The sequence below is a fragment of the Klebsiella sp. FDAARGOS_511 genome (assembly GCF_003812845.1).
In the GTDB taxonomy this organism is placed as follows: domain Bacteria; phylum Pseudomonadota; class Gammaproteobacteria; order Enterobacterales; family Enterobacteriaceae; genus Klebsiella; species Klebsiella grimontii.
Genome location: NZ_CP033824.1, coordinates 3,452,519 through 3,465,785 on the forward strand (window position 1 = coordinate 3,452,519; position 13,267 = coordinate 3,465,785).

The following is a 13,267-nucleotide window of genomic DNA, read 5'->3' on the forward strand; positions in this document are numbered from 1 at the left end:
TTATTTCTATTACGCAAAATTTTCGAAGTATGCCTCCAACGCCTCCAGCTGTTCGCTGGAATCTTCTATGGCGTTGAATGTGCGCCGAAACTGGTCATCTGGAGCGTGTTCCTGCAGATACCAGGATACGTGTTTGCGTGCGATTCGGTACCCTTTTGCCTGGCCATAAAAGCCATGCAGTTCCCGAACGTGTGCACAAAGCAAGCGCTTAACCTCTGCCAACGGCAGCGGGGGCAGCAGCTCTCCAGTGTCCAGATAGTGCTGGATTTCCCGAAAGATCCAGGGTCTTCCCTGAGCGGCACGGCCTATCATAAGGGCATCTGCCCCCGTATAGTCGAGCACAGCTCTGGCTTTAAGCGGGTCAGTAATGTCGCCATTCGCGATAACCGGAATGGAAACTTTCTGCTTAACTGCCCGAATACTGTCGTACTCAGCATCTCCGTTAAACAAGCAGGCGCGCGTGCGTCCGTGAATAGTCAGAGCCTGAATGCCACATTCTTCAGCCAGTTGGGCAATTTCTACACAGTTACGGTGTTCCGGTTCCCAACCGGTGCGAATCTTGAGAGTTACGGGAACGTCCACTGCTTTGACGACCGCCGTCAGGATGGACTTCACCTGGTCGGGGTACTGCAAGAGGGCTGAACCTGCAAGCTTACGATTCACTTTTTTAGCCGGACACCCCATATTGATATCAATAATCTGGGCGCCGCTTTCCACGTTAATACGGGCGGCTGCAGCCATCTCTTCCGGTACGCTGCCGGCGATTTGCACGGTACGAATACCGGGCTCATCAACGTGCACCATCCGTAAGCGGGACTTGTCGCTCTCCCAAACCTGCGGGTTGGAGGACATCATCTCGGATACGGTCAACCCTGCTCCCATCTCGTAACACAACGTCCGGAATGGTCTGTCAGTAATGCCAGCCATAGGCGCTGCGATGAGTCGATTTCTGAGCTGGTAGTGTCCGATGCGCATGAGTTAAGAAATGACCATACTGTGACTGCAAGGCGGCGTATATTACGCATTTTTTGCACGAGATGAAAGGCCAAACTTTGAGCAATCCTCTGCGGTGGATCAAAGAATCGCCGTGAAGATTAGCGCCAATGAATAATTAGCTTTATAAATCATTGCATTAAAAATATGTGATGAATTTATCTACACATATAATTTTGTCTAACTTCTCATTTTTTCTTCCCGGAGCCGGGCGCGGGCAAGATAATCTGCTGAAGAAATCAGCAAATTACCTTAGCTTTATGTGAGTTAACTCTCATTTCAGAACATGATCGTGAAGCATCTCTGATGTTTACTCTATGACCACGCGACCGTTCAGCGGCTGTACCGGACGATTGTTATCGTGATGCATAGCGTGGCTGAATTTTGCCAGCTGCGCTGAAGAAAGGGTCAGGGGATGCTTAAGCACAATCCAGGTCACCCCTTCTGAACAAGGCGGAGTGGTCAGAGAGCCGCTAAAGCGCCAGTAGGTGTTATCTACGGGAAGCAGGGCGTTGAGATCCATTTGCGTGACAATTTTAGCCGTCTGCTCAGCCTGCTCGGGCATAGTGGCCTATAGCTTGTTCAGCTCGCTATTTTCCGCGCCCTGGTCGAACATCACCGCCACTACGGCAACGGCGCCTTTAGCGCTTTTATGAACCAGATGCATCTCCATCGCATAGTGCTTGCCGTGGACCGTGTTTTCGCTCGGGGCATGGAAATGGAACTGCTGGAGGATAAATGGCGTACCGTCAATCGTAATGGTATCCGCTGTCGTGGTCTTTAGCCCCGCCTGTATGGTGTGGCCATTATTAATAAGCGTGATTGGCCCATCGATGTAGTGTGTGTCCAGCGGTGAAAGGTGGGTTTTGAACGTGGCATCGATGTTGATAGGGGATTGGTTCATGCCGTTCTGGCAGATTTTGTACTCCTCATTGAGCGCCCCCCAGTGTTCCGGCGAACCTTCGCCTTCATAGCTCCAGTGGGAAGCGAAAACCGTAACGGGCATCATGCTTAACGCCAACAATGCCGCCTTGCCCAAAGATAATTTCATATAATTCGTCCGATGAATAGAATGATGATTTTATTGGTAACTACAATACGTTACCTCATCATCTTATTCTTATTGAGCGAAAGATTATGTACAGAAAACGCGAAAAGTTGTGGCCTGCGATGAGGCCACAAGGAGAGATTACTTTTTATAACCGGTAATCCGGCACCACTCCTCTTTCTCCACGACGGGATCGAGCTCAAAGAGCTCGGCGTAGGCTTCACAAACGCTTTCCGCCTGGCTGGCAAGGATACCGGAAAGCCCCAGCAGACCGCCTGTAATCGGCAGCACGCTGATAAGAGGGGCCAGCTCGCGTAATGGGCCAGCCAGAATGTTGGCGACCACCACATCGGCTGTCATCGCCTCTGGCTGATCCTTGGGCAGATAGAGTTCCAGGCGTTCAGAGACCCCGTTACGTTCGGCATTATCGCGGCTGGCCTGAATGGCCTGCGGATCGATATCAATACCGATAGCTTTCGCCGCGCCCAGCTTCAATGCCGCGATGGCCAGAATGCCGGAGCCGCAGCCAAAATCGATAATCGTTTTACCCGCGAGATCGAGTCCATCCAGCCACTGCAGGCACATCGCGGTAGTGGGGTGCGTTCCGGTACCAAACGCCAGGCCCGGGTCGAGCATCACGTTCACGGCGTTTTCATCCGGAACATCGCGCCAACTCGGGCAAATCCACAGCCGTTGACCAAAGCACATAGGGTGGAAGTTATCCATCCACTCGCGCTCCCAGTCTTTATCTTCCAGTTGTTCGATTTTATGCACGAAATCGGCGCCCAGCAGCGGATGCTGCTGCAGAATGGCGACCACCTCTTCCATATCGGTTTCGGCGTCAAACAGACCGATAACGTCCGTATCGCCCCACAGACGGGTTTCACCCGGTAGAGGCTCGAATACCGGCGTATCGTGAGTATCCTGGAAAGTAATGGAAACGGAACCCGCTTCCATCAGCGCATCACTCAGCTCTTCCGCGTTCGCGCCGGTAGTATTCAGTTTCAGTTGGATCCATGGCATAGCAAAACTCTTTATTTATCAGTAGTCAATACGGCGGCTTGCGGTGCGGAGGTACCGAACCGGTTTCCGACCAGGAAAGCCAATAAGCTTAACAGCAACGAGGGCACTATCGGATGGAAACCCAGGTACTGAAGATTAAAAGTGGCGAGTATGGCATAGAGTAAGCCGCCGACGATCATCGCGCTCAACGCCCCTTTCGCGTTCGCTCGTTCCCAGTACAGGCCCAGCACCAGCGGCCATAAGAACACAGCCTCCAGGCCGCCGAATGCCAGCAGGTTGAGCCAGATAATCATCTCAGGGGGACGCCAGGCTGCCAGCAGCAGTAAAGCGCCCAGCAGCAAGGTGATCGTTGCCGACATCCGCTTCAACCGGGCTTCATTTGTTATCTGCTCGGGGCGCAGATTCAGATAGAGATCTTTAATGATCGTAGCGGAACTTTGCAGCAGTTGGGCGTTGATCGTCGACATAATGGCGGCCATCGGCGCAGCGAGGAAGATCCCTGCGGCAAAGGGCGGCAATACTTTCACCATGAGCGTCGGGATGACCAGATCCGGCACCGTCAGATTCGGGATCACCGCCCGGCCTAATGCACCCGCAAGATGCATCCCAAACATCAGGATCGCCACCACGACGGTGCCAATGATAATTCCCCGGTGCACCGCTTTGCTGTCTTTATAGGAGATGCAGCGAACGGCGGTGTGCGGGAGGCCAATCACCCCGAAGCAGACCAGCACCCAGAAGGAGGTCATAAAGGTGGGGGAAAGAATGTCATCAGCCCCCTGCGGTGAAACCAGTTTAGGATCGATGGTTTGCAGGGTTTCTACCGCATTATGTAGCCCGCCAGCCGCATGAACGACGCCAACCAGCAGGACAATAGTGCCGACCAGCATCACCATTCCCTGGAGCGTGTCGTTGAGGACGCTGGCACGAAAACCGCCGAACGCGGTATAGAGCGCGATACTAACGCCAAAAATCAGCAGACCGGTTTCGTAGGGAATACCCGCCGCGGTTTCCAGCAATCGCGCTCCGCCGATGAACTGCACCGTCATTGCCCCGACAAACGCCACCAGAAGGCTCAGGCTCGCGAGCCAGACCAGTAGGCGGCTTTGGTAGCGGGCAAAGAGCATATCGTTAAGGGTTACTGCATTATAGCGGCGCGCCAGAATGGCGAATTTCTTACCCAAAATCCCCAGAGAAAGCCAAATCGCCGGAAGTTGGATCATCGCCAGTAGCACCCAGCCGAGGCCATATTTATAGGCTGCGCCGGGGCCGCCTATAAACGAACTTGCGCTGATATAGGTAACGGTAAGCGTCATGGCTAATACAATGCCGCCCATCGAGCGGCTGCCGAGGAAATATTCGTTCAGGAAGGAACCCGTTGTGCGCTTACGCATTGCATAGATGGAGAGAGCAAACACCACCAGCAGGTAGGCGATAAGCGGCAGTATGACTTCAAGCTGCATCGTCATCCTCCAGAGGAATATCGCGATAGATAACTTTTACCATCGCCCAGCACAGCAGAATAAACACCAGCGGTACCAGCAGGCAGGCCATTTCGAACCAGTGCGGCAGGCCGGTTAGGCCAATACCGACGCCTGGCAGATAGGCGGCAGCCAGCCAGGCCGCAAGGTAGAGAAGGGTTAGCCACAGCGCCCAGCGCGCCTCTTTATGGGCCTGAACAAAGCGTTTGTCCATTTTTTGTCCCCTGAGGATGAAGAAAGCGGGGATTGTACCGCATGGAAAAGAGGAGAGGAGAGAAAAAGAAAAAAGGCCGGATTATCCGGCCTTTTGCAGCGATGGGAGAACTACTTCTCCTGCAATCCGAGTTTTTTCTCCAGATAGTGGATATTGGTGCCACCATTCTGGAAATGCTCGTCGTTCATGATGCGGATCTGCAGATCAACGTTGGTTTTGATGCCGTCGATAATCAGCTCCTGCAGCGCATTTTTCATGCGGGCAATCGCGACATCACGGTTTTCGCCATAGCAGATCAGCTTACCGATCATTGAGTCATAGTACGGAGGCACGGTGTAGCCAGCGTAGATATGAGACTCCCAGCGCACGCCAAAACCGCCCGGCGCGTGGAAGCGGGTAATTTTACCCGGGCTCGGCAGGAAGGTATTCGGGTCTTCGGCGTTGATACGGCATTCCACCGCATGGCCTTTAACCACAACTTCTTCCTGCTTGATGGACAGCGGCTGCCCTGCTGCGATACGCAGCTGTTCTTTAATCAGGTCGACGCCGGTGATCATTTCGGTTACCGGATGTTCAACCTGAATACGGGTGTTCATTTCGATGAAATAGAACTCGCCGTTTTCGAACAGAAACTCAAAAGTACCCGCGCCGCGATAGCCGATATCGACGCACGCTTTGGAGCAACGTTCGCCGATATAGCGACGCAGTTCCGGCGTAATGCCCGGCGCTGGCGCCTCTTCGACAACTTTCTGGTGACGACGCTGCATGGAGCAGTCACGCTCAGCCAGATAGATAGCGTTACCCTGGCCGTCAGCCAGTACCTGGATCTCGATATGACGAGGATTCTCCAGGTATTTCTCCATATACACCATGTCGTTGTTGAAAGCGGCTTTCGCTTCCGCTTTGGTCATGGAGATGGATTGAGCCAGCTCAGCATCGCTGCGCACGACGCGCATACCGCGACCGCCGCCGCCGCCGGAGGCTTTGATAATCACCGGGTAGCCAATACGTTTTGCATGAGCGCGGTTAACGTCCATATCTTCGCCCAGCGGACCATCAGAACCCGGTACGGTCGGAACGCCCGCTTTCTTCATCGCGGTGATAGCCGACACTTTGTCGCCCATCAGGCGGATGGTGTCAGCTTTCGGACCGATAAAGATAAAGCCGGAACGCTCAACCTGCTCAGCGAAGTTTGCGTTTTCGGACAAAAATCCGTAACCCGGGTGAATTGCCACCGCGCCGGTGATTTCAGCAGCGCTGATAATCGCCGGGATATTAAGGTAGCTTTTTACGGACGGTGCCGGCCCGATACAGACCGTCTCATCCGCTAACAATACGTGTTTTAAATCGCGATCCGCCGTTGAGTGCACAGCAACGGTCTTGATGCCCAGTTCTTTACAGGCACGCAGGATACGCAATGCAATCTCGCCGCGGTTGGCGATAACAATTTTATCCAGCATGTTCGCCTCGTTATTCGATGACGACCAGTGGCTCGTCAAATTCTACCGGTTGACCACTTTCGACCAGAATGGCTTTCACCACGCCAGATTTATCGGCTTCGATCTGGTTCATCATTTTCATGGCTTCAACGATGCACAGGGTATCGCCCGCGTTAACTTTCTGACCGATTTCGATGAAGGCTTTCGCGTCCGGGCTCGGGGTGCGGTAGAAAGTACCAACCATTGGGGAACGTACGATGTGGCCACTGATTTCCGCTGCCGCAGGGGCTTCCATTGCTGGCGTTGCCGCAGAGGCGACTGCGTTAGACAGAGCTGGCTGTTGCTGCATCATCGGTGCGGCATAAGCCTGTTGCATCACCGGGAAACCTGCGTTTGGCGCGGCACGGCTGATGCGTACAGACTCTTCGCCTTCAGAAATTTCCAGTTCGGAGATGCCTGATTCTTCAACCAGCTCGATCAGTTTTTTAATCTTACGAATATCCATGAGTGGGTTCCGTACTCTTTGTTTAGTGTGATTGTGACAGGCGTGTTAGCACCGTCTGTAAAGCATATGAATTACTGCTGTTGCAAGACGCCGCGCTTCTTCAGAAGCCGACAGGTTAAGCCTCCGATGCTCGAAAGCAAAAAGCGAAACTTATCGGCCAATATGCGGCTATCTTCTGCCATTCTCGGGTAAAAAACAAAATATACCTTCGATGCGCGATTGTCACCTTTTCGGGACTCAAAAAGCCCGTCAGGAAAACCAAAGTCGCACATTATAACGATTTCGTAGCAATTGGCAGCTAAATACTGGTCTTATCAGGGAAGATTATCAACCGCTATCGTGAAAAGAGTGGCGGTTGATAAAAGAACTGCGGGAAACTGCACATATCCGGAATTAGCGCCACCACTGGCGGAACTTCTTGTATCGCCATGCTAAAAGTAGGACCGCCAACAGCGCATAAATTACCGGTTGCGGGGATAAAATCTTCACCGACCACAGGTAGTGGATGGGGGCGAGGATCGCGACAACATAGACGAAGTTATGCAATGTTTGCCAGCGACGACCCCATTTTCGCTGCATCGCTTGCGTTGACGTCGCCGCCAGCGCCAGCAGAATCAGCCAACAGATTAACCCCAGCGTCAGATAGGGTCGGGTGAGCACTTCTGTACCCAATAGCGCCAGATTGTTAATCCCAAGTTCGAGCAGCGTATAGCTGGTCAAATGCAGCGTTGCCCAGGCAAAGCACCATAAACCGAGTAAGCGCCGGGTGCGTATCAATAATGGCTGTTTAGCGTAGCGCGCCAGCGGCGAAACAAGCAAGGTAGCCAGCAGGAATTTAAGAGCCATCCTACCGGTAAAGTGCTGGATATCCTTTGCCGGATCGGCGCTGAAATACCCCTGATGCCCAGCCCAGAACAGCCAGACAAAAGGCAAAAAGCCGGCAAGATGGAGAAGCGCTTTCAGCCAGGTTATCTGTTTTACAGTCAGGCGCACTAGTAATTCTCCCGCAGGTTCAGGCCCCGGTATAGCGAGGCCACTTCCTCGGCATAACCGTTGAATAGCAACGTTGGCTGGCGCTTGACGTCGAGTACGCCGCCTGCACCGATAAAACGCTCGGTTGCCTGCGACCAGCGGGGATGATCGACATGCGGGTTGACGTTGGCGTAGAAACCATACTCTTCAGGCCCGGCGAGGTTCCAGGTGGTGGGAGGACGTTCACGGGTCAGTTCAATACTGACGATCGACTTTATCCCTTTGAAACCGTACTTCCAGGGAACGGTGAGTCGAACCGGCGCGCCGTTTTGCGGAGGCAGCGCTTTACCATACACGCCGACGCTGAGCAGCGTCAGAGGATGCATGGCTTCATCGAGCCGCAGCCCTTCGACATAGGGATACGCCAGCCCGCCGCCGATAAAACGATCCTTCTGGCCCGGCATCTGCTCAGGCGCATAAAGCGTTTTAAACGCGACATAGCGTGCATTGCTGGTGGGTTCGACCAGCGACAGCAGTTTATGTAGCGGGAAGCCGACCCACGGAATCACCATCGACCAGGCTTCGACGCAGCGCATGCGGTAAATTCTCTCCTCCAGCGGGAAGCGGCTGGTCAGGTCGTCATGATCGAGCGTGAGGGGTTTTGCCACTTCACCGCCGATCGTTAGCGTCCAGGGGTCGGTGCGCAGGCTTCCGGCATTTGCCGCCGGATCGGCTTTGTCCAGGCCGAACTCATAAAAATTGTTGTAGCCTGATACCTTATCTTCCGGCGTTAACGTGAGATTGTTTTGCCATTGCGCCGGTTTATCGAACGTCAGCGCTTTACCCGCCGGCGCTGGCGGGCGGTCGTTGCCTTTAAACCAGTCCAGCAGGTCAGCTTGCGCGGAGGGCGAGAGGGAAAGGGCGGTCGCGCTAATTCCCAGCATTTTCAGGATCTGGCGACGTTGCAGCATAAAAACGGATTCTGCCGTCACGTCGGCTTCCGTCAGTTTTTTGGGTTTCATGGCATCCTCCGTCATGCGTTTTTCTTAGCATGGCGGAGGCGCAGCGTTATTGCGAATATGTCACGAAAAATTGCAGATTAGGCGATTTTGACCAGCGTGCGGCCCTGAATTTTATTGCTCATGATCTTATCGGCAAACGCAGGGGCCTCCGCGAGGGCGATTTCCGTTGCGCTTTGCGCGTAGAAAGATTCCGGGAGATCGCGAACCAGCCGCTGCCAGGCCTCGGCCCGGCGCGCGGGAGGGGTCATTACCGAGTCAACGCCCTGCAGGCGCACGTTACGCAGAATAAAGGGCATCACGGTAGTGGGCAGAGCAAAGCCACCTGCCAGACCGCAGGCGGCGACGCAGCCGCCGTAGTTCATCTGCGCCAGCACTTTTGCCAGTACTTTATCGCCAACGGTGTCAACGGCACCTGCCCACAGCTGTTTTTCCAGCGGCCGGGTTTCGGCGAACTCATCGCGGCTAAGAATGCGCTGCGCGCCGAGGTTTTTAAGGTATTCATGCGTGCTTTCGCGCCCGGAAACTGCCGCCACCGTGTACCCGAGATGATGCAGCAAAGCTACCGCGGTGCTGCCGACGCCGCCGCTGGCCCCGGTGACCACCACTTCGCCGTCTTCAGGTCGGATCCCGGCGTCTTCCAGCGCCATCACGCACAGCATCGCGGTGAAACCCGCAGTACCAATGACCATGGCTTTACGTCCATCCAGGCCTTGCGGCATCGCCACCAGCCAGTCGCCTTTAACGCGAGCGCGCTCCGCCAGGCCGCCCCAGTGGTTTTCACCCACGCCCCATCCTGTCAGCAGCACCTGCTGGCCGGCGTGGAAGCGAGGATCTTCGCTGCTATGGACAAAACCGGCAAAATCGATGCCAGGAATCATCGGAAAGTTGCGGATAATTTTTCCTTTACCGGTGATAGCCAGCGCATCTTTATAGTTCAGGCTGGACCATTGGATATCCACTGTCACATCGCCCTGTGGCAGCTGGCTGGCGTCAATGGTTTGCACCGAAGAGAGAGTTTTGCCATCCTGCTGTTCTAAGATTAAAGCCTGCATACGCCGGTCCTCATAGGTTGGATGATTGGAAAATTTTTTCTGCAGACTATACTCGCTAACGGCATTATTACACCGACGTAACGCAATAAATTGCCAGATGCGCCAGCTTTGATAGTATGCGTCGCTCTTTAGAAAGTTAGTGCTTACTTTAGCTTAGGCGCCAGCACAGGAGCCCGGATGTTTATCGGGTAGTCATTCACACGCGGAGTTAACACAGGGATGCGATTAACGACGAAATTCTCAGCTTTTGTCACGTTGCTCACCGGTCTGACGATCTTTGTCACGCTGATTGGCGCGTCGCTGAGTTTTTATAACGGCATTCAGCTAAAAATGACTAACCGCGTTCAGGCGGTGGCGACGATGCTGGATAAACGTCTGGTCTCTATGTCCTTTGACCAGATTGAACCGCAGATGGATGAGCTGATGACGCCGGTCGAAGCGGTGCGCGTTGATTTTCAGCTCAATGGCAAGCCGGTCTATAGCCATTCTCGTACCGATAATTATCGCCCTTTAGGCAGCAGCAATCAGTTTCGCGACATCACGGTCCCGTCGCTCAAGCACCCAGGTATGGCTATCCATCTGGTGTACCTGGATCCCATGGCCGATTACTTCCGTTCACTGCACGTCACCGCGCCGCTTTCCATCGCCATTGGTTTTATGGTGCTGATTATCTTTTTCTCCGTGCGCTGGATCCGTCGCCAGCTGGCGGGCCAGGAACTTCTGGAGCTTCGCACTGCGCGTATTCTTAATGGCGAACGTGGACCGCAGGTGCGAGGGTCGGTGCACGAGTGGCCAGCAAACACCAGTAGCGCACTGGATATGCTGCTATCCGAACTTCAGTTCGCCAGCGATCAGCGAAGCCGCATGGATACCCTGATTCGTTCCTATGTCGCACAGGATTCAAAAACCGGTCTGAGTAACCGATTATTTTTTGATAATCAGCTGTCGACGCTGCTTGAAGATCAGGAGAAGGTGGGGTCATACGGTATCGTTATGATGATCCGCCTGCCGGATTTCGACCTGCTGCGTGATAACTGGGGGCGCGCGGCGACCGAAGAGCATTACTTTACGCTGATCAACATGCTTTCCACTTTCATTATGCGCTACCCTGGCGCTTTGCTGGCTCGCTACCATCGCAGCGATTTTGCCGTCCTGCTTCCGCATCGCACGTTAAAAGAGGCGGACAGCATTGCCGGCTTGCTATTGAAAGCCATGGACGCCCTGCCGCCGACGCGCATTCTCGATCGTGACGATATGATGCATATCGGGATCTGCGCTTTCCGTAGCGGGCAAACGGCGGCTCAGGTGATGGAACATGCGGAAGCGGCTACGCGCAATGCGGTGCTGCAGGGCAGCAATAGCTGGGCTGTTTATGATGACTCTCTGCCGGAGAAAGGGCGTGGCAACGTGCGCTGGCGTACGCTTATCGAGCAGATGCTCAGCCGCGGCGGGCCGCGACTTTACCAGAAACCTGCGGTGACTCGTGATGGTCGCGTACATCATCGCGAACTTATGTGCCGTCTTTATGATGGTAAGGAAGAGGTAATCGCGGCGGAATATATGCCGATGGTGCTGCAGTTTGGCCTGGCGGAAGAGTATGACCGCCTGCAAATTACTCGACTGCTGCCGTTTTTAGGCTTCTGGCCGGAAGAAAACCTCGCCCTGCAGGTGACGGTTGAGTCCTTAATCCGCCCTCGATTCCAGCGCTGGCTGCGCGATACTTTGATGCAATGCGAAAAATCACACCGTCGACGTATTATTTTTGAACTTGCAGAGGCGGATGTTTGTCAATATATCGGCCGCCTGCAGCCGGTTATGCGGTTGGTTAACGCTTTAGGTATTCGGATTGCCGTGGTTCAGGCTGGTCTGACGCTGGTTGGAACCAGCTGGATCAAGCAGCTCGACGTTGAAGTGATTAAGCTGCATTCGGGGTTATCGCGCAATATAGAAAAACGCAGTGAAAATCAGCTGCTGGTCCAGAGCCTGGTTGAGGCCTGTAAAGGAATGCCGGTTCAGGTTTTCGCTACCGGCGTGCTCAGCCGAAGCGAGTGGCAGGTGCTGTCTCAATGCGGTGTTACCGGTGGACAGGGGGAATTTTTTGCCGCCTCACAGCCACTTGACACAAATGTGAAAAAATATTCGCAAAGATACTCTGTTTGATCTGCCGTTTAGCGTGATTTCACGTAGAATAATGCGCGCCATAGTGATGGGGGTGTGCTTGTCTACCTGCCGGATTGTCGCAATGTAAATGCCAGTGAATGACCTTTGACAGGTTGCAGATTCAAGCGCGGAGCGCTGCTGAAGATTTCTGCGTCGGACGGACTCAGTCAAATTTGTAACAAAGGTAACGAACTGCACTAATTTTCACCGCAGCAGATGATTTTTGCGCCTTGTCGCTGCTGCGCGTGGTTGGTAAAGTAAGCGGATTTTGTTTTCCGCCCCAGCTTTCAGGATTATCCCTTAGTATGTTAAAAAAATTTCGTGGCATGTTTTCCAATGACCTGTCCATTGACCTGGGTACCGCGAATACCCTGATTTATGTAAAAGGACAAGGCATCGTATTGAATGAGCCTTCCGTTGTGGCCATTCGTCAGGATCGTGCCGGATCGCCGAAAAGCGTCGCCGCTGTGGGTCATGAAGCGAAGCAGATGCTTGGGCGTACACCGGGCAACATTGCAGCTATTCGCCCAATGAAAGACGGCGTTATCGCCGACTTCTTCGTTACCGAAAAAATGCTCCAGCACTTTATTAAACAGGTGCACAGCAATAGCTTTATGCGTCCGAGCCCGCGCGTGCTGGTCTGCGTACCGGTCGGCGCGACCCAGGTTGAACGTCGCGCGATTCGCGAATCCGCACAGGGCGCTGGCGCCCGTGAAGTCTTCCTGATTGAAGAGCCGATGGCGGCTGCGATCGGCGCAGGTCTGCCGGTCTCCGAAGCAACGGGTTCGATGGTTGTGGATATCGGCGGCGGTACCACTGAAGTGGCGGTCATCTCGCTGAACGGTGTGGTTTACTCCTCCTCCGTACGTATCGGCGGCGACCGTTTTGACGAAGCCGTCATTAATTATGTCCGTCGTAACTATGGCTCCCTAATCGGCGAAGCGACCGCAGAACGTATTAAACACGAGATCGGTTCCGCTTATCCGGGTGATGAAGTTCGCGAAATCGAAGTTCGCGGGCGTAACCTTGCTGAAGGCGTGCCGCGCGGCTTTACGCTGAACTCTAACGAAATCCTCGAAGCGCTGCAGGAGCCGTTGACCGGCATCGTCAGCGCGGTGATGGTCGCGCTGGAGCAGTGCCCGCCGGAACTGGCTTCCGATATCTCCGAACGCGGAATGGTTCTGACTGGCGGTGGCGCACTGTTGCGCAACCTTGACCGTCTGTTAATGGAAGAGACAGGAATACCTGTCGTAGTTGCAGAAGATCCACTGACCTGCGTCGCTCGTGGCGGCGGTAAGGCACTGGAAATGATCGATATGCACGGCGGCGACTTGTTCAGCGAAGAGTAGTCAGCCTGA

General features: G+C 54.1%; 11 protein-coding genes and 1 pseudogene. 2 read left to right on the plus strand and 10 right to left on the minus strand.

Annotation, left to right across the window (positions count from 1 at the left end; translation table 11 throughout):
* Nucleotides 1–9: 9 nt before the first annotated feature.
* The 10 genes and pseudogenes from dusB to EGY08_RS17645 all read right to left on the minus strand — a co-directional run bounded on the left by dusB (nt 10) and on the right by EGY08_RS17645 (nt 9,749).
* Nucleotides 10–975 carry a tRNA dihydrouridine synthase DusB gene (dusB, locus tag EGY08_RS17595; protein ID WP_024360647.1) on the minus strand — a complete coding sequence of 322 codons (966 nt, stop codon included), beginning with the start codon at nt 973–975 and terminating at the stop codon, nt 10–12.
* Nucleotides 976–1,303: 328 nt separating this feature from the next.
* Nucleotides 1,304–2,044, minus strand: a pseudogene (locus EGY08_RS17600) (carbonic anhydrase).
* Between the two features lie 138 nt (nt 2,045–2,182).
* The gene (gene prmA, locus EGY08_RS17605; RefSeq protein ID WP_123828715.1) at nt 2,183–3,064 is read right to left on the minus strand and encodes a 50S ribosomal protein L11 methyltransferase; all 882 of its coding nucleotides are present in this window, start codon (nt 3,062–3,064) and stop codon (nt 2,183–2,185) included.
* Between the two features lie 11 nt (nt 3,065–3,075).
* Nucleotides 3,076–4,527 carry a sodium/pantothenate symporter gene (gene panF, locus EGY08_RS17610; protein WP_123828716.1) on the minus strand — a complete coding sequence of 484 codons (1,452 nt, stop codon included), beginning with the start codon at nt 4,525–4,527 and terminating at the stop codon, nt 3,076–3,078.
* The gene (locus EGY08_RS17615) at nt 4,517–4,759 is read right to left on the minus strand and encodes a YhdT family protein (RefSeq protein WP_004125848.1); all 243 of its coding nucleotides are present in this window, start codon (nt 4,757–4,759) and stop codon (nt 4,517–4,519) included. Before EGY08_RS17615 ends, panF begins: the two co-directional genes overlap by 11 nt.
* Nucleotides 4,760–4,869: 110 nt before the next feature.
* Nucleotides 4,870–6,219, minus strand: a complete 1,350-nt coding sequence (gene accC / locus EGY08_RS17620) for an acetyl-CoA carboxylase biotin carboxylase subunit (RefSeq protein ID WP_004125846.1) — start codon at nt 6,217–6,219, stop codon at nt 4,870–4,872.
* 10 nt (nt 6,220–6,229) lie between these two features.
* Nucleotides 6,230–6,703, minus strand: a complete 474-nt coding sequence (accB, locus tag EGY08_RS17625; protein WP_004125844.1) for an acetyl-CoA carboxylase biotin carboxyl carrier protein — start codon at nt 6,701–6,703, stop codon at nt 6,230–6,232.
* Between the two features lie 393 nt (nt 6,704–7,096).
* A complete protein-coding gene (gene msrQ, locus EGY08_RS17635) occupies nt 7,097–7,696 on the minus strand; it encodes a protein-methionine-sulfoxide reductase heme-binding subunit MsrQ (RefSeq protein WP_123828717.1) in 600 nt (199 codons plus the stop codon).
* Nucleotides 7,696–8,697 (minus strand): protein-methionine-sulfoxide reductase catalytic subunit MsrP, encoded by a 1,002-nt coding sequence (gene msrP, locus EGY08_RS17640; protein ID WP_004125841.1) that lies wholly within the window; start codon nt 8,695–8,697, stop codon nt 7,696–7,698. Before msrP ends, msrQ begins: the two co-directional genes overlap by 1 nt.
* A 77-nt stretch (nt 8,698–8,774) precedes the next feature.
* Nucleotides 8,775–9,749, minus strand: coding sequence for an MDR family oxidoreductase (locus tag EGY08_RS17645; protein WP_004125839.1), 975 nt, complete (start codon nt 9,747–9,749; stop codon nt 8,775–8,777).
* 219 nt (nt 9,750–9,968) lie between these two features.
* On the opposite strand from EGY08_RS17645, the gene csrD reads away from it, so the two are divergent.
* Together csrD and mreB are read left to right on the plus strand one after the other, a co-directional pair.
* A complete protein-coding gene (gene csrD, locus EGY08_RS17650) occupies nt 9,969–11,909 on the plus strand; it encodes an RNase E specificity factor CsrD (protein ID WP_123828718.1) in 1,941 nt (646 codons plus the stop codon).
* A 305-nt stretch (nt 11,910–12,214) separates the two neighbouring features.
* Nucleotides 12,215–13,258, plus strand: coding sequence for a rod shape-determining protein MreB (mreB, locus tag EGY08_RS17655; protein ID WP_002918653.1), 1,044 nt, complete (start codon nt 12,215–12,217; stop codon nt 13,256–13,258).
* The last annotated feature ends 9 nt before the right edge of the window (nt 13,259–13,267 follow it).